This window comes from Agrobacterium sp. InxBP2, from assembly GCF_026191755.1.
GTDB lineage: Bacteria > Pseudomonadota > Alphaproteobacteria > Rhizobiales > Rhizobiaceae > Agrobacterium > Agrobacterium pusense.
In genome coordinates this window covers 206,233-233,195 of sequence record NZ_JAINDY010000036.1, presented here as the reverse complement: position 1 = coordinate 233,195, position 26,963 = coordinate 206,233, and the positions used below count along the sequence as shown (strand labels likewise).

General features: G+C 58.9%; 19 protein-coding genes. 6 read left to right on the top strand and 13 right to left on the bottom strand.

The window, feature by feature from the left end; all coding sequences use genetic code 11:
* The first annotated feature begins 348 nt into the window (after positions 1-348).
* Together gltB and K7A42_RS25300 are read left to right on the top strand one after the other, a co-directional pair.
* Complete coding sequence (gene gltB, locus K7A42_RS25305; protein ID WP_006697197.1) at positions 349-5,094, top strand: glutamate synthase large subunit; 4,746 nt, start codon at positions 349-351, stop codon at positions 5,092-5,094.
* A gap of 179 nt (positions 5,095-5,273) precedes the next feature.
* Positions 5,274-6,728 (top strand): glutamate synthase subunit beta, encoded by a 1,455-nt coding sequence (locus K7A42_RS25300; RefSeq protein ID WP_004445843.1) that lies wholly within the window; start codon positions 5,274-5,276, stop codon positions 6,726-6,728.
* An 82-nt stretch (positions 6,729-6,810) separates the two neighbouring features.
* Here the strand turns inward: K7A42_RS25300 and K7A42_RS25295 are convergent, their stop codons facing one another.
* The 4 genes from K7A42_RS25295 to K7A42_RS25280 all read right to left on the bottom strand — a co-directional run bounded on the left by K7A42_RS25295 (position 6,811) and on the right by K7A42_RS25280 (position 11,608).
* Positions 6,811-8,166, bottom strand: coding sequence for a sensor histidine kinase (locus K7A42_RS25295; RefSeq protein ID WP_282456101.1), 1,356 nt, complete (start codon positions 8,164-8,166; stop codon positions 6,811-6,813).
* Complete coding sequence (locus tag K7A42_RS25290; protein ID WP_004445841.1) at positions 8,163-8,837, bottom strand: response regulator transcription factor; 675 nt, start codon at positions 8,835-8,837, stop codon at positions 8,163-8,165. Before K7A42_RS25290 ends, K7A42_RS25295 begins: the two co-directional genes overlap by 4 nt.
* A gap of 246 nt (positions 8,838-9,083) precedes the next feature.
* A complete protein-coding gene (locus K7A42_RS25285) occupies positions 9,084-10,319 on the bottom strand; it encodes an SGNH family hydrolase (RefSeq protein ID WP_282456100.1) in 1,236 nt (411 codons plus the stop codon).
* A 65-nt stretch (positions 10,320-10,384) separates the two neighbouring features.
* Positions 10,385-11,608, bottom strand: a complete 1,224-nt coding sequence (locus K7A42_RS25280) for a lytic murein transglycosylase (RefSeq protein ID WP_282456099.1) — start codon at positions 11,606-11,608, stop codon at positions 10,385-10,387.
* Between the two features lie 195 nt (positions 11,609-11,803).
* On the opposite strand from K7A42_RS25280, the gene galU reads away from it, so the two are divergent.
* Positions 11,804-12,691 carry a UTP--glucose-1-phosphate uridylyltransferase GalU gene (galU, locus tag K7A42_RS25275; protein WP_004445838.1) on the top strand — a complete coding sequence of 296 codons (888 nt, stop codon included), beginning with the start codon at positions 11,804-11,806 and terminating at the stop codon, positions 12,689-12,691.
* Positions 12,692-12,749: 58 nt separating this feature from the next.
* On the opposite strand, the gene uppP is transcribed toward galU, so the two are convergent.
* Entirely contained in the window at positions 12,750-14,243 is a 1,494-nt protein-coding gene (gene uppP / locus K7A42_RS25270; protein WP_282456098.1) for a polysaccharide biosynthesis protein UppP, read from the bottom strand.
* A gap of 409 nt (positions 14,244-14,652) precedes the next feature.
* On the opposite strand from uppP, the gene K7A42_RS25265 reads away from it, so the two are divergent.
* Positions 14,653-15,018 (top strand): PAS domain-containing protein, encoded by a 366-nt coding sequence (locus K7A42_RS25265; RefSeq protein WP_006697194.1) that lies wholly within the window; start codon positions 14,653-14,655, stop codon positions 15,016-15,018.
* A gap of 58 nt (positions 15,019-15,076) precedes the next feature.
* Positions 15,077-16,072 (top strand): KpsF/GutQ family sugar-phosphate isomerase, encoded by a 996-nt coding sequence (locus K7A42_RS25260; protein WP_006697193.1) that lies wholly within the window; start codon positions 15,077-15,079, stop codon positions 16,070-16,072.
* A 35-nt stretch (positions 16,073-16,107) separates the two neighbouring features.
* Here the strand turns inward: K7A42_RS25260 and K7A42_RS25255 are convergent, their stop codons facing one another.
* The 6 genes from K7A42_RS25255 to K7A42_RS25230 all read right to left on the bottom strand — a co-directional run bounded on the left by K7A42_RS25255 (position 16,108) and on the right by K7A42_RS25230 (position 23,162).
* Positions 16,108-16,572, bottom strand: coding sequence for an NfeD family protein (locus K7A42_RS25255; protein ID WP_004445832.1), 465 nt, complete (start codon positions 16,570-16,572; stop codon positions 16,108-16,110).
* 2 nt (positions 16,573-16,574) lie between these two features.
* Complete coding sequence (locus K7A42_RS25250) at positions 16,575-17,624, bottom strand: SPFH domain-containing protein (RefSeq protein ID WP_077985797.1); 1,050 nt, start codon at positions 17,622-17,624, stop codon at positions 16,575-16,577.
* 58 nt (positions 17,625-17,682) lie between these two features.
* Positions 17,683-18,717 (bottom strand): ferrochelatase, encoded by a 1,035-nt coding sequence (gene hemH / locus K7A42_RS25245; RefSeq protein WP_006697190.1) that lies wholly within the window; start codon positions 18,715-18,717, stop codon positions 17,683-17,685.
* Positions 18,718-19,070: 353 nt separating this feature from the next.
* Positions 19,071-20,978 carry a 5'-nucleotidase C-terminal domain-containing protein gene (locus tag K7A42_RS25240; RefSeq protein WP_282456097.1) on the bottom strand — a complete coding sequence of 636 codons (1,908 nt, stop codon included), beginning with the start codon at positions 20,976-20,978 and terminating at the stop codon, positions 19,071-19,073.
* 217 nt (positions 20,979-21,195) lie between these two features.
* Positions 21,196-21,570 (bottom strand): outer membrane lipoprotein Omp10, encoded by a 375-nt coding sequence (gene omp10, locus K7A42_RS25235; protein WP_003506132.1) that lies wholly within the window; start codon positions 21,568-21,570, stop codon positions 21,196-21,198.
* A 146-nt stretch (positions 21,571-21,716) separates the two neighbouring features.
* Entirely contained in the window at positions 21,717-23,162 is a 1,446-nt protein-coding gene (locus K7A42_RS25230) for a homospermidine synthase (RefSeq protein WP_282456096.1), read from the bottom strand.
* A 252-nt stretch (positions 23,163-23,414) separates the two neighbouring features.
* Here K7A42_RS25230 and K7A42_RS25225 point away from each other — a divergent pair, with 252 nt between their 5' ends.
* The gene (locus K7A42_RS25225; protein ID WP_006697187.1) at positions 23,415-24,323 is read left to right on the top strand and encodes a sensor domain-containing diguanylate cyclase; all 909 of its coding nucleotides are present in this window, start codon (positions 23,415-23,417) and stop codon (positions 24,321-24,323) included.
* Here K7A42_RS25225 and K7A42_RS25220 read toward each other — a convergent pair.
* Positions 24,320-24,955, bottom strand: a complete 636-nt coding sequence (locus K7A42_RS25220; RefSeq protein ID WP_112416213.1) for an aminotransferase class IV family protein — start codon at positions 24,953-24,955, stop codon at positions 24,320-24,322. The genes K7A42_RS25225 and K7A42_RS25220 overlap by 4 nt on opposite strands.
* A 101-nt stretch (positions 24,956-25,056) precedes the next feature.
* A complete protein-coding gene (locus K7A42_RS25215) occupies positions 25,057-26,907 on the bottom strand; it encodes a M3 family oligoendopeptidase (protein WP_282456095.1) in 1,851 nt (616 codons plus the stop codon).
* Positions 26,908-26,963 lie beyond the last annotated feature (56 nt).

Below are 26,963 nucleotides of genomic sequence, written 5' to 3'. Positions count from 1 at the left end.
GGGGTTCTGATTGGGAAATGCATGGAGCGACGACTGGCAAAGTTCTAGGACCTAACTCCGCGATTGGCAAATCCGGCAATGAAAGCAATGGGGAGGCGGGATTTGCGACAGAAAGTTTCGCACAATAGGTCAGTATCGAAACTTCGCTATAAAACGACGGTCTCACTAATTGGATTCGCGCCCTTGCCAATTCCGCCGGTTTCTGCCAAAATCCTCGGGAATTGAGACAGTCTTACTGTCCTAAATTTGATCCAGCCGGCGAGAATGCGGATTTTGCCAAAGAGCGAAATTTGCGTCGCGCCGGACCTTCGCATGAAACCGTGCAAGTAATTTGCAGGAGGGACAAAAATGACGAACAAGCCGCAGGCGGATATCGCCGCCGCAACCCTGACCACTGACTGTCCCACCGCGGCTGCGGCTGCACCCGTTTCTGCGAAAGCGCGTTTCGCGGGCGGCTTGCCGGAAAGGCAGGGTCTCTACGATCCCGCCAATGAACATGATGCCTGCGGCGTCGGCTTTGTCGCCCATATGAAAGGCGTCAAGTCGCACCAGATCGTCAAGGACGGCCTGTTCATCCTTGAAAACCTGACCCATCGCGGCGCCGTCGGCGCAGATCCGCTGATGGGCGATGGTGCGGGCATTCTCGTGCAGATTCCCGACCGCTTCTTCCGCGAGGAAATGGCCGCGCAGGGCGTGACATTGCCGAAGGCTGGCGAATACGCCGTCGGTCATATCTTCATGCCGCGCGATCCCTCCCGCATCGAGCACTACAAGAAGGTCATCGTCGACGTCATCGGCGAAGAGGGCCAGCAGTTCCTTGGCTTCCGTGATGTCCCGGTCGACAACTCCTCGCTTTCCAAGGCGCCGGATATCGCAGCGACAGAGCCGCACCACGTGCAGGTCTTCATCGGCGCCGGCCGCGATGCCGCGAGCAATGCCGATTTCGAGCGCAAGCTGTTCCTCATCCGCAAGGTTCTCTCCAACCGCATCTATGACGAAGGCGGCGGCAAGGAAACGCAGGATTTCTATCCCGTTTCCCTTTCTTCCTCGACCATCGTCTATAAGGGCATGTTCCTCGCCTATCAGGTGGGCGCATATTACAAGGACCTTTCGGACCCGCGTTTCGAATCGGCTGTCGCGCTCGTGCATCAGCGTTTCTCCACCAACACCTTCCCGTCGTGGAAGCTGGCGCACCCCTATCGCATGGTCGCCCATAACGGCGAAATCAACACGCTGCGCGGTAATGTCAACTGGATGGCGGCGCGTCAGGCATCGGTTTCGTCCGCGCTGTTCGGTGACGACATCTCCAAGCTCTGGCCGATTTCTTATGAAGGCCAGTCGGACACGGCCTGTTTCGACAACGCGCTCGAGTTCCTCGTCCGCGGCGGTTATTCCATGGCCCATGCCGTGATGATGCTGATCCCGGAAGCCTGGGCCGGTAACCAGTCCATGTCTGCCGAACGCAAGGCATTCTACGAATATCACGCAGCCCTGATGGAGCCGTGGGACGGTCCCGCCGCCGTTGCCTTCACCGACGGCAAGCAGATTGGCGCGACGCTCGACCGCAACGGCCTGCGCCCGGCCCGTTACCTCGTCACTGATGACGACCGCATCATCATGGCCTCCGAGGCCGGCACGCTGCCAGTGCCGGAAGAGCGCATCGTCAAGAAGTGGCGTCTGCAGCCTGGCAAGATGCTGCTGATCGACATGGAAAAGGGTGCGATCATTTCCGACGAGGAAGTGAAGCACGAGCTTGCCGCCAAGCATCCCTATCGCAGCTGGCTTGATCGCACGCAGCTCATCCTTGAAGAGCTGAAGCCTGTCGAACCACGCGCGCTGCGCCGCGACGTGTCGCTGCTCGACCGCCAGCAGGCCTTCGGTTACACCAGCGAAGACACCAAGCTCCTGATGTCGCCGATGGCGACGACGGGCCAGGAAGCCATCGGCTCCATGGGCACGGATACGCCGATTTCGGCCATGTCCGACAAGTCGAAGCTGCTTTACACCTATTTCAAGCAGAATTTCGCGCAGGTCACGAACCCGCCGATCGATCCGATCCGCGAAGAGCTGGTCATGAGCCTCGTGTCGTTCATCGGCCCGCGTCCGAATATTCTCGACCACGAAGGTGCTGCCCGCGCCAAGCGTCTGGAAGTGCGCCAGCCGATCCTGACCAATGGCGATCTGGAGAAGATTCGTTCCATCGGTCACACGGAAGACCGTTTCGACACCAAGACGCTCGACTTCACCTATGATGTGGAGCGCGGTGCCGAAGGCATGCCCGAAATGCTCGACCGCCTCTGCGAGCGGGCCGAATCCGCCGTCCGCGGCGGTTACAACATCATCGTTCTGTCCGACCGCCAGCTTGGCCCGGATCGCATCGCGATCCCCGCACTTCTGGCGACAGCCGCCGTGCACCACCACCTGATCCGCAAGGGCCTGCGTACCTCGGTCGGTCTCGTCGTCGAAACCGGTGAGCCGCGCGAAATCCACCATTTCTGCCTTCTGGCCGGTTATGGTGCGGAGGCGATCAACCCATACCTCGCTTTCGATACTCTGCTTGACATGCACAAGCACGGCGCCTTCCCGAAGGAAGTGTCTGATGATGAAGTCGTTTATCGCTACATCAAGGCGGTGGGTAAGGGCATCCTCAAGGTCATGTCCAAGATGGGCATCTCCACCTACCAGTCCTATTGCGGCGCGCAGATTTTCGACGCCATCGGCCTGTCTTCGGAATTCGTCGAGAAATATTTCTTCGGCACCGCCACCTCCATCGAAGGTGTCGGCCTGACGGAAATCGCTGAAGAAACCGTGGCGCGCCACACAGCGGCCTTTGGCAAGGACCCGATCCTTGCCAACACGCTCGATATCGGCGGCGAATACGCCTATCGCATGCGCGGGGAAAGCCATGCCTGGACGCCGGACGCCGTCGCCTCGCTGCAACACGCCGTGCGTGGCAACAGTCAGGATCGCTACCGCGAATTCGCCGGCATGGTGAACGAAACGGCGCTGCGCATGAACACCATTCGCGGCCTGTTCAAGGTCAAGTCGGCGGAAGCACTCGGTCGCAAACCGGTCTCCATCGATGAGGTCGAGCCGGCAGCCGATATCGTCAAGCGGTTCTCGACCGGGGCCATGTCCTTCGGCTCGATCAGCCGCGAGGCGCATACGACGCTCGCGATTGCCATGAACCGCATCGGCGGCAAGTCCAACACGGGTGAGGGCGGGGAAGAATCCGACCGCTACATGCCGCTGTTGAACGGCCAGCCGAACCCGGAACGCTCCGCCATCAAGCAGATCGCATCTGGTCGCTTCGGTGTGACGACGGAATACCTTGTCAATGCCGACATGCTGCAGATCAAGGTAGCGCAGGGCGCAAAGCCCGGCGAAGGCGGCCAGCTGCCCGGCCACAAGGTGGATGCGACGGTTGCAAAGACCCGTCACTCCACCCCGGGCGTCGGCCTCATTTCGCCGCCGCCGCATCATGATATCTATTCCATCGAAGATCTGGCGCAGCTGATCTACGACCTGAAAAACGTCAATCCGGAAGCCGATGTGTCGGTGAAGCTGGTGTCGGAAGTCGGCGTCGGAACGGTTGCGGCCGGTGTAGCCAAGGCCCGCGCAGACCATATCACCGTCGCCGGTTTTGATGGCGGCACGGGCGCGTCACCACTGACGTCGCTCAAGCACGCGGGTTCGCCCTGGGAAATCGGCCTTGCCGAAACCCAGCAGACGCTTGTGCTGAACGGTCTCCGCTCGCGCGTTGCCCTGCAGGTGGATGGCGGTCTGAAGACCGGCCGCGACGTCATCATCGGCGCGCTGCTCGGTGCGGATGAATTCGGCTTCGCCACCGCGCCGCTGATTGCGGCCGGCTGTATCATGATGCGCAAGTGCCATCTCAACACCTGCCCTGTCGGCGTTGCCACGCAGGACCCGGTTCTGCGCAAGCGCTTCAAGGGCACGCCGGAACATGTCATCAACTACTTCTTCTTCGTGGCCGAAGAAGTGCGCGAAATCCTTGCCTCGCTTGGCGTGACCAGGCTGGACGAGATCATCGGCGCTTCCGAACTGCTCGAGAAGGATGAGATGCTGGCGCATTGGAAGGCGAAGGGTCTGGATTTCAGCCGCATCTTCCATAAGGTCGAGGCACCCAAGGAAGCGACGTTCTGGACCGAACGCCAGAAGCATCCGATCGATGACATTCTCGACCGCAAGCTGATCGAAAAGTCGCTGCCGTCGCTGGAAAACCGCGAACCCGTGGTCTTCGAAGTGCCGATCAGAAACGTTGACCGCTCCGCCGGTGCGATGCTCTCCGGCGCGCTCGCCAAGCGCTGGGGCCATAAGGGTCTGAAGGATGACACGATCCATGTGACGCTGCGCGGCACGGCGGGCCAGTCCTTCGGTGCGTTCCTCGCTCGAGGCATCACCTTCGATCTGGTGGGTGACGGTAACGACTATGTCGGCAAGGGTCTTTCGGGTGGCCGCATCATTGTGCGCCCGCCGGAAAACGCCCGTATCGTCGCGGAAAACTCGATCATCGTCGGCAACACCGTGCTGTACGGCGCCATAACCGGCGAGTGCTATTTCCGTGGCGTGGCTGGCGAGCGTTTCGCGGTGCGTAACTCCGGCGCGGTTGCGGTTGTTGAAGGTGTCGGCGACCACGGTTGCGAATATATGACTGGCGGCATCGTGGTCGTTCTTGGCGAGACCGGCCGCAACTTTGCGGCCGGCATGTCCGGCGGCGTGGCTTATGTTCTCGACGAGAAGGGCGATTTCGCCACGCGTTGCAACATGGCCATGGTTGAGCTGGAGCCGGTTCCGGAAGAAGACGACATGCTGGAAAAGCTGCACCATCACGGCGGCGACCTCATGCACAAGGGACGTGTCGACGTTTCCGAAGACATGACGCGCCATGACGAGGAGCGCCTTTACCAGCTGATCTCCAACCACTTCCATTACACGAACTCGTCGCGTGCCAAGGATATACTCGATCGCTGGAGCGAGTTCCGTCCGAAGTTCCGCAAGGTCATGCCGGTTGAATACCGTCGTGCGCTTGAGGAAATGGAGCGCATGCGCATGGGCGTGGCGGCGGAGTAATCCGTCGCGTGAGGACACTACACCACCTGATCTCGCTGATAACAGCGGTCGCCATTCGTGGCGACCACTTGGACGGGCGGCGAGACCGGATTTGAGTTCATCGTGCTGGGGCGGCTTTGGGTTTCGCCACCTGGTACTGGGGCCCGACAGGCGCTCCGCTTTGATGTGAGGACATAAACGTGGGCAAGGTTACAGGTTTTCTGGAGATCGACCGGCAGGTGGGCAAGTATCAGCCCGCATCGGATCGTATCCGCCACTTCCGCGAATTCACCATTCCGATGTCGGATGCCGAGGTGCAGAAGCAGGCGGCGCGCTGCATGGATTGCGGCATTCCCTATTGCCACGGCCCGACAGGCTGTCCCGTGCACAACCAGATCCCCGACTGGAACGATCTGGTCTACAATAATAACTGGGAGGAGGCGATCCGCAACCTCCATTCCACCAACAACTTCCCGGAATTCACCGGTCGCGTCTGTCCCGCCCCTTGCGAGGAGGCCTGCACGCTGAATCTTGAGGATGCGCCGGTCGCGATCAAGACCGTCGAACAGGCTATTGCCGACAAAGCCTATGAGTTGGGCTTCATCGTGCCGAAGCCGGCGACGATCCACACCGGCAAGAAGGTCGCCATCATCGGTTCCGGTCCTTCGGGCATGGCGGCGGCGCAACAGCTTGGCCGTGCCGGCCACGAGGTTCACGTCTATGAGCGCGAATCCAAGCCCGGCGGCCTGCTGCGTTACGGCATCCCCGATTTCAAGATGGAAAAGAACTTCATCGACCGCCGTGTCGAGCAGATCAAGGGCGAAGGGGTCACCTTCCATTGTGGCGTCAATGTCGGCGTCGATGTGACGGTGGAGGCGCTTCTCGCCGACCACGATGCCGTGCTTTATTGCGGCGGCTCGGAAACCCCGCGCCCGGCCGGCATCGGCGGTGCGGATCTGCATGGCGTTTATGATGCCATGCCCTATCTAGTGCAGCAGAACCGGCGCGTCGGTCGTGAAAACATTGACAGCGTTGGCTGGCCGGCCGATCCGATCCTCGCGGGCGGCAAGCATGTCGTCGTTGTGGGCGGTGGCGATACTGCATCCGACTGCGTTGGCACGGCGTTCCGCCAGGGTGCTGTTAAAGTCACCCAGCTCGACATACGCCCGATGCCGCCGGAAAAGGAAGACAAGCTGGCGGTTTGGCCTTTCTGGGCAACCAAAATGCGCACCTCGTCTTCGCAGGCCGAAGGCGCCATCCGCGAGTTCCAGGTGGCGACCCTCGAATTCGTTGGCGAAGACGGCGTGCTGACAGGTGTGAAGTGCTGCCAGGTGGATGACCGACGCAAGCCCATTGCCGGCACGGAGTTCATCATCAAGGCCGATCTCGCCTTCATCGCCATCGGCTTTTCCGGTCCCTTCACGGACAGCGTTCTGAAGGAAATGGACGGCAAGCTGACACTCAACACGGACCGCCGTGGCTCCACAAATGTCGTCGCCAACGAGACGGATTACAGGACCTCTGTCGACAAACTCTGGGCGGCGGGCGATGTGCGCCGTGGCCAGTCGCTGGTGGTCTGGGCGATCCGCGAAGGCCGTCAGGCGGCGCGTGCTATCGATGAAGCGCTGATGGGCGCGACCGTTCTTCCGCGCTAAGCCGGCAAATGGATAAAAATGGGAAGGCCTGTCGCACCCGCAACAGGCCTTTTTTTGATGTCAGAAAACGAGCGCTTCTTTTTCAGCAATAGGGAAGCGTAATCCGGAAGCAGGCCCCACCGCTGGATGAATCGCCGATAGTAATATCTCCGCCGTGATACCGCACGATTTCCTGCACGAGATTAAGCCCGAGGCCCGTGCCCCGGTCTCGAGGTTGCAGGCGATGAAAGGCATCAAAGACGAGTTCCCGCTCCTTTTCAGGAATGCCGTTGCCTTCGTCGGCGATCTCTATCACCCGATTGCCCGCCACTGTCATCGTTATGGTTCCGCGGTTGCCGCCGTGTTCTATGGCGTTTTGCACGATATTCATCAGGGCTCGCCGCAGGGAAGGATCGTCCGCAAGTGCAAGGATCGGTTCTTCCTCCGGTTCAAATGAGAGCTCATAACCCTGCGAGATGGCAAGCGGTGCCATATCGGCAACAACCGATCTGCAGAGATTGACCAGATCGAGCGGCACTAATGGCGCCTTCTGGCCGCCGAGACGCTGCAGATCGAGCAATTGTTCGGCCAGCACGCCGATACGGTTTGCATCCGCCAAAATCCGGCTGCGCGCGGGCCCTTCCAGCAGAGTTTCGACACGCGTCTGTAGAATGGCGACCGGCGTGCGCAATTCGTGCGCGGCGTCGAGAATGAAGCGCTTGTGCCGTTCATAGCCATCGTCCAGGCGCTTGAGCGCACCATTGACGGCGTGCACCAGCGGCTGCACTTCCCTTGGAATATCATTGTCGGGCAAGCGATATCCGCGTCTGTCGATATCGATCGCTTCCGCGGTTTTGGCAATCGTCGAGAGTGCACGAAATTCCCTGCGGATGATCAAGGGAATTGCTATCGCGGTCGCAATGGAGATGAGGACGAGGACCGGGAAAATCATGATGTTGGAGAACAGCAGAACAGGGAGCGTCATGCTGAAAAGATCGCCTTTTCCGATCATCATGAAGTCGCCGGCTGGTCCGGATGCACGGCGAACGACCGCAAGGTAGAGAACGGCAAGATAGGAGTAGGACATCCCGGCTTCGCGAATGTTCGAAATCTTGATGTCGTTTAACTCCTTCTCCATGTTGCTGTAGGCCTCGGGCACAGGGCCACCCTGGATGAGCTCATCCTTGTCGCTCAGCGCGACAAACCAGAAATCGGGCATTTTTTCCCGGAGTTTGGCATATTCGGCCGTCTCTTTCAGCGTAAGCTTCCCATCCGTATCGCGGATCAAAGCGTTTGCAGTTATCTGCGCCGCCTCCGAGCTAAGAAGAGCGCTGCCGACGCCGTCGCTCAACAGATAAGCAAAGAATGCGATGCTGACGATCAACAGACTGCCGATCTGGAAGAGGAGCAGTTGAATGGTCAATCGCCGCTTCAGTGACTTTCTCTTGGACAATCTCATCCCGTCGCCCTCAAAAGATATCCCACGCCGCGAATGCCATGCACCTCCACGGCGGCGTCCGCGGCCTGCAATTTGCGCCGCAAGCGGGAAATGTGGGAATCGAGCGCATTGGACTGGATTTCATCGTCAAAGTTATAGACGGCCTCTTCGAGCAGCGAGCGCAGCACTGTTCTGCCCTGTCGTCGCAGCAAGGCTTCGAGAATCAGCAACTCCCGTCTCGTCAGCGGAAGAAACGCGCCGTTGATACGCACTTCACGCGTCTCGAAACAAAACTCCAGCCTGCCGAGTTTTGCCGTCATCGCCACGGTTCCGGCGGGTCGGCGCATCAGGGCGCGAATGCGGGCAAGTAGCTCTTCGACAGCGAAAGGCTTGGCCATATAGTCATCTGCACCAAGGTTCAGGCCCTTCACCCGATCCACGAGCCCGCCCTGGGCCGTCAACACTATGACAGGTGGGGTGACCGGCAGCAGACGCAGATTTTCTATCAGTTCGATGCCGTCACCATCGGGCAGTTGCCGGTCCAGCACAACGAGGTCGTGGACACCATCCATGATGGCGTGTCGGGCGAGATCCAGTGTTCCGACCGTATCCACGATAATATCGAACCGATGGAGCGCGGCAGACAGGGCCGCTGCCATCTCACGTTCGTCTTCAACAAGCAGCAGGCGCATGAATTCGTCTCGGCATTGTCGGCACACTTTAGGGTGAAGCGTACACATGGAGTCAAAAACGACGGTGCCGCTGACGCTCATGGCAAGCGACGCGTCGCCGTCGAATACATTCGCCGTGCGAAATCGGTGGAGCGGCGGAGGTTTGTGACCGATCTCCGCATTCCTGCAAAGCTGCAGCTATCCTGTCATCGTGGGATTGCCTGAACATTACGCCGACCGACTGGGCGGCAGACGGCGGGCAAGCTTCTATTGCTTTGCCTGCGTGGTATCGGGCGTCATCCGATAGTCATCGATGCGGCCTGCCGGCGCATCGGCCATTTCGCCACGCTTGGTCAGCCTTTCGCGCGGGGATTCCACGACGGAGACGCGTGTTGGCGCGGCCGAAAGAGGGACATCCCCGAGCAGTTTGTCGCCGCCATCGAGAGCAGGATCGGTAAGGCTGATCGGCTGGGTGCGCACCTGTCCCGCATCGATGCCAAGTGCCGGCAGGGAGGTGAGTGCCGGCAGATTGCTGCCGTCCAGTTTCACAAGGTCCGGTCCGGCGCCGTCGAGGTGCCGGCGGACGAATTTCTCGACGTAAAAGGCAAGCTTGCGCTTTCCGGCCTGCGTCATGCCGATACCGTCGGCCTCACGCAGGCGGGCCTGCTGACCGTTCATGTCGTAACCGGTGATGACGAATTTGCCGGCTTCGTCGACAAAACCGTCCCAGACATCCACGAACTCGCCGCCGAATTTTTCCACATGGCTGCGGTAAAGCCGGTTGAACCCAACGAGATCCGCAGAAAGCGAGGGAGACTGGAAGGCGGGCAAACCCACCCATAACAGCGGCACTTTCGGGCGGCCGGCGAGGGTGAGAAGCTCATCGATCCGCCTCTCATATTCCTTGAGCCAGACCTCCGTGCCGAATTTTTCCTTGATATCGCCGATCTGCATCTGCTGGCGATCGTTCGAGCCCATCATGATGACGATGGTGGCGGGGTTGGTCTCGCTTATGAATTGCGGCAGGTTTTTGAACCAGTCGTAATAATCGGTGCGCACCAGGCCGGAAGAGCCGTTGGCACGCACATCGACCGCAATTGCCGGCGAGCTGGCAAAGGCATTGACCAGCTCTTCCCCCATCCCGCCGGCGAGGAAATCACCGATAACAAGGACGCGCCTGGCATTTTCAAGCTTGGCGGCAGGCTCCGGCTTAGCGGTTCGCATCTGCACCACCGAAGGCGCTTTCCTTGCTGGTTGCGGGCGGGTAACCGATCTTTCACGCGGCGCGGATGGGAAATCGCGCCGGTTGCGGGGCTGGTATTCGCGGCCTGATCCGCTATCGCGGCCCACTGGCCTGCCGAACAGCATTTCAAACAGGGTGCGCCGCTGTTCCTGTGCCAAGCTCTCGGAGGGAACGAGCGGCATGGCAAGAACAGCGGAAAGAAGGACGGCGCAGAAACGCCAGCCGGTTCTTCCAGTTTTTTCCGCAGGTTTCGTACTCATGACATCGGCCCTTCCGGATATTTCGGCGGCGTTTCGTAACTGCCGCCGAACTCGCCGGCACATTATCAGTTGCGAAGGGCTCTCAGCAACCGCTGCGACGGCTGGCCGTCCGCGTCCATCCCCATGCGTGACTGGATGGCACTGATGGCGGCCTTGGAACCGGAGCCGAAGTTGCCGTCGACTTCACCGTCATAATAGCCGAGTTCCTTCATGCGGGTCTGAAGTTCGAATTTTTCGCGAATATCCAGCGTACCGTCCGGACGCGGCCACTTCTGCTGCATGCCGCCGTAACCGGCGATTTCATCCGCGAGCAGTCCGACGGCGAGCGCATAGCTGTCGGAGGCGTTGTATTTCTTGATGGTGAAAAAGTTCTTCATCATCAGGAAGCCCGGGCCGTTTGCCCCGCCCTGTAGTTTCAGCATCGCGCGGTCGGAACCACGGGTGAAATTCTTGCCGTTGGGGCGGGTGAAGCCAAGCTTTGCCCATTCCGCGATGGTCTTCGTCTGGCCTTCATACCGCGCGCCGCCACGCGGAACGGCGGTTTCGTAACCCCATGTCCGGCCGGGCTCCCAGCCGTTTTTCGCGAGAAGATTGGCGGCAGTTGCGAGAGCGTCCGGGACGGAATGCCAGATGTCCCGTTTGCCATTGCCATCCGCATCTACCGCGTAAAGCAGGTAGCTTGTCGGGATGAACTGGGTATGGCCCATCGCGCCGGCCCAGGAGCCCGTCAGCTGTTTGGGGGTGACGTCACCCGCCTGAAGGATCTTGAGCGCGGCAATCAATTGCGTACGCGCGAATTTGGCGCGCTTGGGATCGGAATAGGCGAGCGTTGCCAGCGCCTGCGGGATGTTGTGCAGACGCTCCGGCTTTTCGAGAACCGCGCCGTAATTCGATTCCATCGACCAGATGGCGAGAATGATGTGCTTGTCGACGTTGAAGTTGCGCTCGATCCAGTTGAGGGTCGTCGCGTGCTTCATCTTCATTTCGCGGCCAATCCGCACCGTGTACGGATTGACGCGGGAGTCGAGATAATCCCAGATTTGCGTTGTGAATTCCGGTTGGAAAGTGGCCTTGCGCAACGCGTCGGGATCCGGCTCGCTAACGCCGGCAAAGGCTTTCTGATAGGTCGCCTTGCTAATGCCTTCTTTCGCGGCTGTTGCATAGAACTGGTTGATCCACTGACGGAATCCGGCATCGGCGCGGGCCGAAACCGGCGCCAGCGAGATTACCAGGCCAGCAGCCACCATGCAGCCGAATTTGCGGACATCTGAAGGGATCATCTTTGTCATCGTCTGTCTTTCGTTCTCTCGAATGTCATTTCGATTGCGAAAACGCATCGGGCGTCATCATGGATAACAAAAGAACGTCAACAAATTCTTTACCATTAATAGATGGTAGCGTCACCCTTTACAAAACGTTGTTGTTTTTGAAATAACAACAGCGTGCGGGGATTGTGATCAAGTGTTATCTCTCAGGAGGAATATGTGGTAGAACATAAGAAAATTCGGAAGGCCGTATTTCCCGTCGCAGGTCTCGGCACGCGCTTTCTGCCCGCAACCAAGGCAGTTCCGAAGGAAATGCTCACCGTCGTAGATAAGCCGGTTATTCAGTACGTCGTCGATGAAGCGGCAGAAGCGGGTATCGAGCATTTTGTATTTGTCACCGGCCGCGGCAAGGCGGTGATCGAAGATTATTTTGATATTCAATTTGAACTTGAACAGATGCTGCGCGAGCGCAACAAGAACGCCGAGCTGACACTGCTGGCCGGCCTTCTGCCCAAGGCAGGTACCGCAAGCTTCACGCGCCAGCAGGTGCCGCTCGGCCTGGGCCATGCGGTCTGGTGCGCCCGTGATATCGTCGGCGACGAGCCCTTCGCCGTGCTTTTGCCTGACATGATCATGCATTCACAGAAAAGCTGCCTGAAGGGCATGGTCGAACTTTACGACCAGACCCAGGGCAACGTCATCGCCGTGCAGGAATGCGCTCCCGACCAGACGCATAAATATGGTATTGTCGGCGTGGGCGAGACCGTGGGTGAGGGTTTCAAGATTACCGAAATGGTTGAAAAGCCTGCAAAGGGTACAGCGCCTTCGAATTTCTACATTAACGGTCGCTATATTCTTCAGCCCGAGATTTTCGATATTCTCGAAAATCAGGAGCGTGGCGCCGGTAATGAAATCCAGTTGACGGACGGCATGCTGACGCTTGCCAAGTCGCAGGAGTTTGCAGGCTATCATTTCCGCGGTCAGACCTTCGATTGCGGCGCCAAGGATGGCTTCATTCTGGCCAATGTCGCTTTCGCTCTCGAGCGCGGCGATATCCGTCCGGCAATCGAAGAGCCGATCAAGGCCCTGATCGACGGGCTGAAGTGAGAGACCAGAGAATAGATGACAAAATCCCGGCCTTCGCGCCGGGATTTTTATTTGGCGCTTATCGCTTCAGGACAAGCCCTGCACCGACGCGAAGTTCGCTGCTGTCATAAACCGGTGTCCACTGGTAGCTGACATCGGCAGTCAGATCGAGATAACGGTTGAGACCCCAGGTCAGGCCGGCTCCCGCCGTATATTCCACGGCGTCCTCCGTGTCGGAGGAGGGGAATGTGCGATGCACGATTTGGCCGGTCAGTCGCGCTACCAGATTGCTGCGCAATTCGTGGGTCAGCCCGGCATCCAGGCGATAGGAAACCCATCCGCCCTGCGGGCCGCCGGCGAAATCCTCTATTGTCGTGCGCAGGCCAAGATTGACATTCGTGCCGCGCTGGGGTGACCAGTTAAGGTCGCCGTCCAGCGTCAACGCGCCGATCGACGCAAGGCGATCATCGTCATATTGTTTGCGCAGATAACCGATGGCGGCTTCGCCACGGGTCTTTTCGCCAAGGTCGACCTCTGCCCCAATCTTCGCCCCATAGGCATTGGATGAACGGGCATAACCGGAATTGTCGAGGCGGCTGTCATATTTCGTTGTGCCGGCGTTCAGTTCGAGGAAGGGGATCAGCGCTGGTGACAGCTCATAGCCGAGGCGTCCGCGCAGATTCGCACCATTCTGATCACGGTCACTGAGGCTGATCGGCCGGCCATCGAGACCCTTCGCGTCGGTATACACCGTACGGGACAGGTCAAGCGCGGCCAGACCTCGCAGCTTGCCGAAATCCCGCTCTATCGATGCCCCGGCGCTGAAACGGTGTTCGCCACCCTGCACGGCGGCGCCGGTCAAGGCATTGGGATCGGTCGTGTCTTCACGGCTGAATTCGTAACCGGCCTTGAGGTTGGCGGTTGTTTCTGATCCGAGGTCAAGACGCAGATCGGCCTCTATCCGCGCCCTTGGTTCTTCTCCGTCCTTATCACCGAAGTTTTTCTCCCACGCGCCGTCTCCGGTGACGGTCAAAGCATGGCGGGACCAGTCGCTGGTGAGCGTTCCGCGTATGCCCGTCGTCAGATAGTTTCGTCGCGAGGGACCACCCGTATTCCTCTGTTTTTCCGTGTTGATGGTCTGACTGATCGAAGGCCGGAGCAGAAGGGTGCCCAGCCGAATTCCCGGAGTCTGTCCGGGTTCGGTAACAACGCGTGGGTTTTCGCCCCCGTCCACGGTCGGCTCATAGGGGTTGTCTGCGTCGGCATAGGGCTGCCCCGCTTCGTCCTGCTGCTCGGAAATCGCGTCACCGGGATTATTTGAGGGACGCCAGAGTTGGGGCGTGGGGACAGGTGCCGTTGTGGCCTGGGCCGTGCCCGCCATTGTCCCGGGGGTCGGCGCGGGAGCGGCGGAGCCAATGCCATCGGCCGTGGCAGCGGCGCCAGGCATTGCCGGGGCGGCAGTCGCCGTCTGTGCAGAAGCATCTTCGTGGTGGTAAAAAAGCGTGCAGGCGAGCAGCAGGGTTGCTGCTTTCCGCGACGTCGGCAGACGTGTGGCGGTGCCCTTCACAATCATTCCTTTCACCCGGCGAATGGGCCGAATGCCGGACCGACAGTCCGCCAATACATTGCCGCAGGCCCCAGTCAGAAAGGCCGACGAAACGACATGGACAAACCAGGGACCAAACAGTCGACGCAAGTTTTAACATCGCTTTAACAATAGGTTTTTTATGGTTAACAGTTGATAAAGATCGCCGGAATTTCCTGATGTCACGGGGAGGCGTCCTGGAGGGCCGTCCACTCCCGTTACCTGCGCGAACCGGTCAGAGCTGGCGGCAGCGGGGCTGTTCGCAAATGCAGATTCCTAATATGAAAAGATTAAAACGTTTCAATTTGGCACGGAATCGCCCTATGATTAACGAAAGATGACCTTCCATTGCCCGGCAAATCGTATTGAATTTTATTTTGTGTGACAGTGTCGTTTCATGAAAGCCGTTTTGAATATCAAACAGGTCGGTTTCTATTGTTGGGATATTACCAATGACCGCTTCTATTTGGATGAAGTGTGCGCTGAACTATTCGGAATTCCACTAAGACAGGCAATGCAGGGCATCAGTATTTTCCAGATACTCGAAAAAGTGGATCTGGATCATCGGAATCGGGTTATAGAGACCGCCTTGAACACCTTGAAGGATGCGAGCTTCTACAGTCAGGAATATGCCGTGCGCCGCACCGACGGTTCGGTTTCCTGGGTGAGGACCGCTGGCCGATATCTCGTCGATGAAGAAAACATTCCCTTTAAGCGGCTGGGAACCATGGAGGAAATTTCTCCGCCGGATTTGCGCCACTAAAGCAGGCGGCTCCCGGCAGGGAGTGGACTTATTCCGGCTGAAAGAGTAACAGTCCCCCATGATTACGCGCGCCGTCAACTTGGTCGAAGACAATGCCATCGAATCCGCCGTACGGACGATTTCGATGGAGCGGGCGGGCCTTGCCGCCCTCGAGACGGCTCTGCGAGACGGTCTCTCGGTCCCCTTCTGCAAGGCGATCGAAACAATCGGCCAGTCGAACGGCCGTCTCATCATAACCGGTGTGGGCAAAAGCGGGCATATAGGTGCGAAGCTGGCGGCCACCTTTGCGTCCACTGGAACGCCGGCATTTTTTGTCCATGCGGCGGAGGCCAATCACGGCGATCTGGGCATGATCGGCGGCGACGACGTGGTTCTCGCCATCTCCAAGGGTGGGGAAAGTGCCGAATTGCGCAGCATTATCAATTATTCGCGCCGCTTTTCCATTCCGCTGATCGCGCTCACCTGTTCCGAGACATCATCGCTGGCGAAGGCTTCCGATATCGTATTGCTGGTTCCCAACGAGCAGGAAGCCTGCCCGCTTGGCCTTGCGCCCACCACCTCCACATTGATGCAGCTTGCGCTTGGTGATGCCCTTGCTGTTGCGCTGCTGGAAGCGCGCAATTTTACGGCGGGCGATTTCAAGGTATTTCACCCCGGCGGCAAGCTGGGCGCCAGTCTCACGCTGGTCAGCGACATAATGCATACCGGCGATCGTGTGCCGCTGGTCAAAAGGGGAACGGCCATGCCGGAAGCCGTGGGTGTTCTCTCCCGCAAGCATTTCGGCTGCGTCGGCGTTCTCGATGAGGACGGGCGTCTGTGCGGCATCGTCACCGAGGGGGACATGGCGCGCAACCTGTCGCGCAATCTTGCCGAATTGACCGTGGACGATATCATGACCCGGACGCCCAAGACGGTCAAAAAATCGGTCCTGGCAACGGGTGCGCTGGCAACGCTCGAAAAATTCCACATCGGCGCATTGATCGTGGTCGATGACGACAACCGGCCGATAGGGCTGGTGCATTTCCACGATCTGCTGAGAATCGGCGTGGCCTGAGGCCAGCCGATCCTGAGAAGGCTGATCCTGAAAACCTATCGCTCTAGCGGCTCGACTGTCAGCGTTCGTCCCCGGGCGGAAGCGATCTTCACCCGGGTTCCCGCCGGCAGGTCTTCACCGTTGACCGGCCACCAGGTATCGTCCAGCCTGATACGGCCCCGCCCTTCGACAATCGGTTCCTGAAGCGTCGCCGTGCGGCCGACAAGGCTTGCCTCTCGCTGGTTGAGGAAGGGCTCGTCGCTTGTCGCCCGGTTTCTGCCGAAGTATTTCCGGCCGAGCAGAGCGAAAACGACGGAGAGCGCGGCAAACATCACTAACTGCAATTGCCACGCCCAAAACGCTGTTTGCCAAAGGAGCAGGGAGAGCGCACCGATGACCAGTGCGGCAAGGCCGATCCAGATCAGAAAGACGCCGGGGGCGATGAGTTCGGCAGCGAGCAGCACGAAAGCGACGATCCACCAGCTCCATGGTCCAAGTTCCGTGGCAAGCCCTTGCAGCATCGTCACTTCTCCGAGGAAGAACCGAAGGGATTGCCGGGAGCCGTGACGTTAATCGTCTGGCCCGAAGCCCGTGTCGGCGGCACGGAGCGGGAGGATGCGGGCGCGGCGGGAGCAGTGGGCGCGTCTCCGTTGTTGCCGAAGACCTCTTTCGCAATCGTGCCGATACCGCCGAGAGAGCCGATCAGCGCCGAGGCCTCCATCGGCATCAGCACGATCTTGGCGTTTTTGGCCGTGCCAATCTCTGCAAGTGCTTCGGTGTATTTCTGAGCAACGAAATAGTTGATGGCATGGACATTGCCGGCGGCAATGGCTTCCGACACCATCCGGGTGGCGTTGGCTTCGGCCTCGGCGAGACGTTCGCGCGCTTCGGCGTCGCGGAACGCTGCTTCGCGCTGGCCTTCCGCTTCCAGAATAGCGGATTGTTTTGCGCCTTCCGCGCGCAAAATCTGGGCATTGCGGGCGCCTTCCGCCTCCAGCACCTGCGCGCGTTTTTCGCGCTCCGCCTTCATCTGCCGCGCCATGGAATCGACGAGATCCTTCGGCGGCGCGATATCCTTGATTTCAATGCGGGTGACCTTGATGCCCCAAGGTCCCACGGCCTCATCCACCACGCGCAGAAGGCGGTCGTTGATGGCGTCGCGGTTCGACAGCAATTCATCGAGGTCCATCGAACCCATGACCGAGCGGATATTGGTCATGGTAAGGTTCTGGATGGCGTTTTCCAGATTGGCGATCTGATAGGCAGCCTGCGCCGCATTCAGAACCTGATAAAACGCCACCGCATCGGCGGAAACGCTGGCATTGTCGCGGGTGATGACTTCCTGTGTGGCGATGTCGAGCACCTGCTCCATCACGTTCATCCGGGCGCCGATGCGCTCGAAGAAGGGTACGATGAGGTTCAGGCCCGGCTCGAGCGTGCGCGTATAGCGCCCGAAACGTTCCACCGTATAGCGGTATCCCTGCGGCACGGTCTTGATGCCGGCAAACAGCACCAGAATGACCAGAACCACGGCTGCCAAGACGACGATGTCGAAACCGCCCAATGCGATCATCACTTTACCCTCCAGCACATCATGATCAGGGTTTTACCCCCGTATCGTTATGGCAAGATTACACCCAGCCTTGCAACTCCCGCCGCACAACCTTTTCGAGAACGGTCATGCCCTCGGCACTGTCATTCAGGCATGGGATGTGGGTGAATTTCTCGCCGCCATTATGCAGGAAGATTTCTCCGGCTTCACCGGCAATTTCCTCCAGGGTCTCAAGACAATCCGATACGAAGCCGGGATTCATCACGGCTATACGTTTGATGCCTTCCGAGGCGAGTTTTTCCACGGTCTTGTCGGTATAGGGCTGGAGCCACTCTTCCGGTCCGAAACGGGACTGGAACGTGATCATGAAGTTCTTTTCGGTCAAGCCCAGAGCCTCCCGCAGCAAACGGGCGGTTTTCTGGCAATGGCAGTAATAGGGGTCGCCCTTTTTGAAATAGGATTGCGGAATGCCGTGGAAGGAGGTGATCAGCATCTCCGGCTCCCAGTCCAGCGTCGCCAGATGGTTTTTGACGGAGGCGGCGAGCGCCTCGATATAGGCGGGATCGTCATGATAGGGCGGCACGGTGCGGATCGCCGGCTGCCAGCGCAGTTTCATCAGATGTTCAAACGCCTTGTCGTTCACGGTCGCCGTGGTGGACGCGGCATATTGCGGATAAAGCGGAAAAAGCAGGATTTTTTCGCAGCCCTGTTCTTTAAGCGCGTCGATCTTCGAGGCGATGGAAGGCTGCCCGTAACGCATTGCCCAGTCCACAACCACGTTGGGCAAATCCTTCAATGCCTGCGCCATCAACTCGCCCTGGCTGCGCGTATATGTTCGCAGGTAGCTTTCGTTGCGCTCGTGGTTCCAGATTTCCTCGTAAGCCTTGCCAACCTTCTGTGGGCGCTTGTTGAGGACGATGCCGTAAAGGATCGGATACCAGTAGAGGCGCGACCATTCGATCACGCGCTTGTCGCTCAGGAACTCCGCCAGATAACGGCGCATCGGCCAATAATCCGTACCATCGGGCGTGCCGAGATTGACGAGCAGCACGCCCACCTTGCCAAATGCGACACGGGGATGGTTCGCGGGGAGTGCGGATAGTTCTGTCACCATGAATGATACCCTGAAACTCGAACTGGTTGTGCGAAGGACGCTCCGCCTCGGATAAAGGCTGGAAACGCTCCATCGTCTGTTTATTGACCCCAACGCAAACAGCAATGAAGTTTGGCCGGACGTGCCCGAGCTATACGCCCGTGGCGTTACTTTGTTCATCGTGTTCTAGACGAAATTCTTCAGGATTAAACCACCGCCACCGGCTATTTCCGCCATTCCGGCAGGCACATGCCTTCAGGCGGCAAAATTATTCTCGTAAGTATCTGTTTTTCATTAGAAAAAAGAAGCCGGCCCAGAAATCCGAGGGCCGGCTTCGTGTCTGCGGCATATTGCCCTGTCTGCTGTAGCCCCGCTTATTGAGCCGGCAGTTCCAGCTCCTCGCCGATTTCGATGTGGTTCGGATGCTTCAGCGTGTTTGCCTTGGCAATTCTCTGCCAGAGCGCGCCGTCGCCATATTTCTCCGCAGCAATTTTCCAGAGCGAATCGCCTTTTTCCACCACATATTTGCTGGCGCCTGCAGCAGGCGTCGTTGTGGGCGGTGCGGGGGTGGCAGGGGCTGCAGGTGCGGGTGCCGGTGTGGCGGACGGAGCGGCGGTCGTCGCTGCCGGCGCGGGTGCTGCGGGCTTCGCCGGGGCGACGTAACCTGCGGGCGTCACTTCGGCGATGCGACCATCCGTATAGGGCTTATAGGGGCTGTTGGCGGTAATATAGGCCGCGACGGCCTCCTCGAGATTGGGGCCGAAATCATAAGCGTTGATGGCTTTGGTCGCAAAAACCTTGAAGCCGTCACCCCCGGTCCGCACGTAGTTATTGGCCGCAACGATATAGGTCTTGGCGGGATCGAGAGGCACGAAGGCATCGCCTTCCTTGACTTCGACGGAAACGACACGGCTGCCGGCCGGCTTCGAGCGGTCGAAGGAATATTTCATGCCGGAAACCTGCATGAAGCGGCCCGCACCGTCATCAATCTGGCTGACGCCGTTTTCGAGGGCGGCACGAATATCCTCGCCCTTGAGCTGGAAGGTTGCGACGGTGTTCTGGAACGGCAGAACCGTCAGCACTTCACCCATGGAGACATCGCCGCCATCGATGGAGGAACGCAGGCCGCCGCTGTTTGCAAAAGCGATGGTGACGCCCTGATCCTTGACGCGGGCCAGCGTTGCATCGGCCACCAGATTGCCCATCGAGCATTCCTTCACGCGGCAAATCTTGCGGTCGCCCTCGATCGGGCCCTCAGAAGTGCCGACCACCTTGGCTTTCAGGGCTTCGATCGGCGCCTTCAGTTCATCGATACGCTTCAGCGTGGCTTCATCGGGCTTGAAGGAGGAATCGACGAGGATCGGGTCTCCCTTGCTTTCCTTCACCACGCCGTTGTCGTCGAAGACGACTTTGAGGTCGCCAAGATATTTGCTGTACTGGCCGGCCTGCACGACAGGAACCTTGTAGCCGCCGGGATTGTCAACGAGCGTCGGATAAGGGCCTTCGGCTTTCTGGTCGGTGTTCGACAGCAGCGTATGCGAATGGCCGCCAACCACAACATCGACATCGGGAATTTTGGCGATGAATTCCAGATCGCGCGGGTAGCCGACATGGGTGAGCGCGATGATCTTATCGACGCCGTCCTGCTTCAGCTTCCGTACCTGTTCGCTAATTTTCGCGACATCTTCGGCAATGGTGATGTTGGGACCAGGTGTTGCCAGTTCGGCCGTATCGTTGGCAACGGCGCCGACGATACCGATTTTCTGTCCGCCGACCTCGAGCACGATGAACGGCTTTACCCGGTCGCCGATTTTAGAGGCGGCGGTGGCCACCACGTTGGCGGTCACGACGGGGAATTGAACCTTGTCGAGGAAGCCGGCGAGCCCGTCCTCGCTATCGTCGAATTCATGGTTGCCGACGGTCATCGCGTCGAACTTCATGGCATTCAGCATTTCCGCTTCCACCGTGCCCTTGTAGGTGGTGTAGAACAGCGAGCCCTGGAAATTATCGCCGGCATTGAGCAGCAGGACGTTTTTTCCCCCGGCCTTCAGGGCATCCCTTGTCTGGTTGATCGCTGTCAGCAGGCGCGCGGCACCGCCGAAGCATTCATTCTTGCCTTCCTCTTCCGCAGAGCAGGTCGAGTCGAATTTGTTGATCGATTCGATACGGGAGTGAAAATCGTTGATGTGAAGAATGTTGAGCTCGTAATCGGCCAGAGCCGCGCCGGCGGAAAGCGTTATCGCCGAAACACTCAGCATGCCCAGTCCCAAAATTCTCTTCATGGTCCCTCTCTCCTGTTCAAAGCGGAAGCCCTGGCCGGTTGATCATTCTCCGACCACGCTCATTCTTTAGTCCGAAAACATGTCAGTCTTTCGAAAACCGGATGTTTCCATTTAGCGGCAGTCGCCGCAAGCGAAATTATGACAGGTAGGCAATAAAGAAAAACGCACGCCAAAGGCGTGCGTCTGAGGGGTTTATCTTATTGAATAGGTGATATTATCAGCCCTGACGCGTGAGCGAGAACTGGCTGTTTGTGTCCGTCGTGCAGTTCAATTGTGACGGGGAGACGAGGGCGCAGTTAACGCGCGACTGCGTGTTGCGAACCAGCGACGTCATATTGATTTCGTAAAGCGTCGGCGAAATGGTGACATAGGTGCCGGAGGCCAGCAGCGTGTTGGTGTCGGTTGACCGGGTGGAGAAGGCGCCGTTCTGGAAGGTCGATACGATGCCGTTGCGGTCGATCCAGCGGCCGTCGACAGCCGGCCCGCGGGACAGGGACGGCGCCATCGAGGTTTGCTGCGATGGACCCGGCGCGACGCATGAAGACACCGCGATGGCGGCTGAAAGCAAAGCCGCGCTTGTCTTGAAGTTCATGAGCCTGTTCTCCTGCGATTCGATAAAAGCTTCTTGCTTCGACCATGCCGTGAAGCGTTCTTTATTTCAAGGCAACGTTGTTCGCTCTCCCCGGTTCCTGAGGTCATTCAGGAAAGTCCCGGCGTGGCAAATATGAGACTCTTCCATCAGCGCACGAGGATGTTGCGGAACTGCCAGGGATCGGACTTGTCGAGATTTTCGGGGAACAGGCCGGGACGACCATCAAGCGGTGTCCAGTCGGTATAATGACCCTCGACCGGGCCGAGATAGGGGCGCTGCACTTCAAGGCAGCGGCGATAGTCCATCTCGTCGGCTTCGACGATGCCGACCTGAGGATTTTCGAGCGCCCAGACCATGCCAGCCAGCACCGCCGAACTGACCTGCAGTCCGGTCGCGTTCTGGTTCGGGGCAAGCGACCGCGCCTCTTGCAGGCTGAGCCGGGAGCCATACCAATAGGCGTTTTTTTCGTGACCATAGAGCAGGACGCCCAGCTCGTCGGCGCCATCGACAAGCTCGTCTTCGCCCAGCACATGCTGAACCGGCTGGGGAATGCCGCCATTGCCGAAGAGTTCATGCAGGGAGAGAATCGCGTCGTTGCAGGGATGGTAGGCATAATGACAGGTGGGTCGGTATGTCACGTCGCCACCTTCGTTGCGGACGGTGAAATAATCCGAAATCGAAATCGCCTCATTGTGCGTGACGAGAAATCCATATTGCGGCCCAAGGCCCGGGCACCATGTGCGTACTCTTGTGTTGGCGCCCGGCTGATCGAGATAGATCGCTGCCTTGCTGCCCTTCTTCTGTTTTCTTGCGTTTTTCGGCATCCAGTTCTCATGCGTTCCCCAGCCGAGCTCTGCCGGCTGAAAACCTTCCGCGATAAAACCTTCGACGGACCACGTGTTCCAGAAAGCGCCGAAGGGCTTGGGTTCTTTCGCCCGTTGGGTGTCGCGTTCAGCCACGTGAACACCCTTGACGCCAAGCCGCTCCATCAGTTTCGCCCAGCCCTCCCGGTCATGGGACTGCGGCTCCTCGATGTCGACGCCGATATCCTTTGCGAGATTGACGAGTGCCTGTTTCACGAACCACGAGACCATGCCCGGATTGGCGCCGCAGGTCGAAACGGCCGTCGTGCCGCCGGGTCTGCGCGCCTTTTCCTTGAGCATGGTCTCGCGCAGCGAATAATTCGTTCTCGCGGCATTGTCGGCATCGGCATCGAAATAAAAGCCGGGCCATGGCTCGACGACGGTGTCGATGTAGAGCATGCCGTGTTTACGGCAAATCCGCATGAGATCGACGGATGCGGCATCCACGGAAAGGTTGACGCAGAAACCTTGACCCCGCACGCCTTTAAGAAGCGGCTTGAGAACCTCCTTATAGTTCTCCTTTGTCAGGTGTGTCTGGATATGACGGATGCCCTTCTCGGCCAGAAACGGGGCGATGTCTGCGCGCGGATCGATGACCACGAGGCGGGTCCGGTTGAAATTGAAATGACGTTCGATCAACGGAAGAGTGCCGCGCCCGATGGAGCCGAAGCCGATCATGATGATTGGGCCATCGATATCGCCATAAATCGGGTGGTTTGCGTCCGTCATTCGTCAATTTTCCTTTTTCAGCCAATAAGTAAGCTAGATCACAAAAGCGTGCCACAATAAAGGGCAGGCAGATGACGGACATATGACGGTGCTGCTCGCAAGGTCGGTTCAGCTTCTCTTCCCTTCATTCTACCTCTTCGCATTTTGGAGGGCGCGTTTATAATTGAACTCTTCTTTTCGCCATCGACCAAGGCTCGGGGAGGGCTTGACGGGATGATGGGGGAGGGATTTCTCCATCACAGGAGTTGCCTGTTGAGTGATCTTTTCGCGCGTGTAACAGCGCTTCAGAGTGCCACCCCCGTTTTGATCGCCCTCTATGATTCCGACGATCGGTTGCGGCATGCCAATCCGTCGTTTCGGGAGAGCTTCAGGCTTGCCGAAGATGATTTTCCGACCTGGGCGGATATCATGCGGCTGAACCACCGGCTGCGGACCGGTGTCGTCATTCGCAACAATGATTTCGAGGGATGGCTGCTGTCGGCGCAGTCCCGTCGCGGCAAGCTGCCTTACCGCGCCTTCGAGATGGACATGTATGACGGCCGCTGGTTCTGGATGACGGAAACGGTGCAGCAGGATGGCTGGATGCTGTGCGTTGCAAGCGATGTCACCGAATTGCGCCAGGGTTACAGAACGCTGAGGCAGGACAGGGATCTGGCCGTACGCGCCTCCCAGACGGACGAACTCACGGGAACGGCGAACCGCCGCTTCGTCTTCGCCAAGCTGGCGTTGCAGGTCGAGCAGGTCTCAAAGGGGCTGGAAGCCTCTTTTTGCCTTTGCACGCTCGATATCGATTTTTTCAAGCAGATCAATGATCGTTTCGGTCATAAGTGCGGTGACGCGGTGCTGCGCGATTTTGTCGGCGTCGCCCATTCCGTCATCCGCAGGGTCGATTGTTTCGGCAGGATCGGTGGTGAAGAGTTCATGCTCGTCCTGCCGAGAACGTCTCTTGCCGAGGGGCGGGACATTGTCGAGCGGCTGCTGCAGCGAGTTCGGCTTTCGCGACCTCTCGCGGATTTTCCGGATTTTTCCTACAGCTGCTCGGCCGGCATGACGGCCTATCGGACGGCGGAAAGCGCGGACGATATTTTCACGCGTGCCGATCAGGCCCTTTATGCGGCCAAGGAGAAGGGCCGCGACCGGCTTCTGGCGGTAACGGTTTAGATGAGTTCCGCCGCAACCAGCCCATGCAGCGAATTGCCGACGAAGAGCCTGCGGCCGGCAATGTCTTCCGGCCTCAGTGCCTGTCCACGCGCCTTGCGTTCGCGGATCAGATCGGCGCGCAGCACGCCCGGCAGAATGCCGCTGTCGAGCGGCGGCGTTAGCAATTGCCCATCTGGCATTTCCACGAAAATGCTGGTCGATGATCCCTCGCACAATTCGCCGCGTTCGTTGAGCAGCAGTACCTCGTCGGCCTCTCCGGCTGAAAATTCAGCACGGGCGGCGTCATAGGGTTCGCGGCGCGAGGACTTATGGCGATAGAAGGTATCAGTGGAATCGAGTTTGACGTTCCGGGCGATACGAACCCGCCAGACCGTATCCTGTCGCAGGGGCTCGAACTCGGTGGTTTCGATGTCCAGTTCCCCCTTGTAGTTCATCACCAGCCTGACGCAGAGCGGCTTGTCGCCGCCCACCGCCTTTTCCAGCGCCTGAACCGCATTGGCCGGGGCACGGAAACCGAGCGCGTCGGCAGAGCGCAGCAGCCGGCGGATATGCTGGTCAATGCGCTGAAAGCCGGTCTGTGGCTCCCAGCGCAGCGTTTCCCTCAAGGTCAGATCGGCGGGTTTGCGTTTCATGGCCTGTGCTCGTCGTCCGAAATTGATGACCGGCATCCTGTGCCGGCACCATCAACCGGCAAAGCTTATCCGGAACAGGATAGCCCTGCCGGTGGATGAGATTAAGCCTGCCTGTTATCCAGCGCTTCCAACTCGTCGATCAGCCCCTCGATCATCGAAAGCCCCTTGTCCCAGAAGGAGGGATCGGTCGCATCAAGGCCGAAGGGCTTCAGGAGTTCCGAATGGTGCTTGGTGCCGCCCGCCCTCAGAAGCTCGAAATACTTCTCCTGAAAGCCCGACTCGGCCTTCTGGTAAACCGCATAAAGCGAGTTTACCAGGCAATCGCCAAAGGCATAGGCGTACACATAGAAGGGCGAGTGGATGAAATGGGGGATGTAGGTCCACCAGGTTTCATAGCCTTCGGAAATCCGGATCGCCGGACCCAGGCTCTCGGCCTGAACGGAAAGCCACAAGTCGCCGATCTGCTCGGAGGTCAGTTCACCCTGCTTGCGCGCAGTGTGAAGCTTGCGCTCGAATTCATAAAAAGCAATCTGGCGCACGACCGTATTGATCATGTCCTCGACCTTGCGGGCGAGCATGGCCTTGCGTTCCCGAACATCCTTCGTGTCATCGAGCAGTTTGCGGAAGGTCAGCATTTCCCCGAACACCGAGGCCGTTTCAGCCAGAGTGAGAGGCGTCGCGCACATCAGGGCCCCCTGTTCGCCGGCCAGAACCTGATGCACGCCGTGGCCAAGCTCATGGGCAAGCGTCATCACGTCGCGTGGTTTGCCGAGATAGTTGACCAGCACATAGGGATGGGCCGAGGGCACGGTGGGATGTGCGAAGGCACCCGGCGCCTTGCCGGGGCGGGCAGGGGCGTCGATCCATTCTTCATCGAAGAAGCGGCGGGCAATATCGGCCATTTCCGGCGCGAAGTCGCCATAGGCGGAAAGTACGGTATCCTTTGCCTCATCCCACGAAATGATCGTGTTCGACGTATCGGGAAGGGGTGCGTTGCGGTCCCAATAATTCATCTGCTCCATGCCAAGCCACTTCGCTTTCATGGCGTAATAGCGATGCGAAAGGCGCGGATAGGCTTTTTTGACTGCCGCCGCCAGCGCATCGACAACCTCGCGCTCGACGCGGTTCGCCAGGTGGCGGCTATCGGCAATATCCTCGAATTTGCGCCAGCGGTCGGAAATATCCTTGTCCTTGGCGAGCGTGTTGGTGATGAGCGAGAAGACCCGCAGATTGGCCTTGAAGGTGGCGCTCAACGCTTCCGCCGCCTTCTTTCGGGTTTCCGGTTCCGGCTCCTGAAGCATGTTGAGCGTCACTTCCAGCGGCAAGCTTGCACCGTCTATGTCGAAACGCAGATCTGCCATCGTCTCGTCGAAGAGGCGGTTGAACGCCGCCGCGCTGGTCATCGATTTTTCAAGGAAAAGCTGTTCGAGCTGATCATCGAGCTGGTGCGGCTTGTCCTTGCGCAAATCCACAAGCCAGGGGCGGTAATGCCCTGCAGCTGCATCATTCGCCATGCAGGCGTCCATCGTGGCGTCGTCGATGCGGTTGAGTTCGAGCGTGAAGAACAGAAGGTGGGAGGAAATATCCGTCAGTTTCGCCTGGGCGTCGCCGTAGAGTTTGCCGTTTGCCGGATTGGATGTGTCGGAAAAATAGGTGAGCCCGGCAAAAGAGCCGATGCGGCCGATAAGATCGTCCAGCGCTTCATATTCCTTCAGCGCCGCGCCGATGCCCTTTTCGCCCGTCGCCTTTGCGGCGGCCTCAAGCTTGCCCTTCCATTTCTGCTCGAAAGCAGCCGCCATCGACGCCGCTTTCTCCAGGTCACCCCTGTATTCGGCCGAATCTCCCGACGGATAAAGGTCCGAAAGCTTCCAGCCGGGCAGGTCGCCAAGCAGTGGGGCGGCTGTTTCGGCGAGGGCGAAGACAGGCTGCGGAACGGGTTGGTTGAGGGTCATCGGATATGTCCTTCTGATTATGCTTTGCGCAGCATATGGGGCCTTTGTTTCCCGCG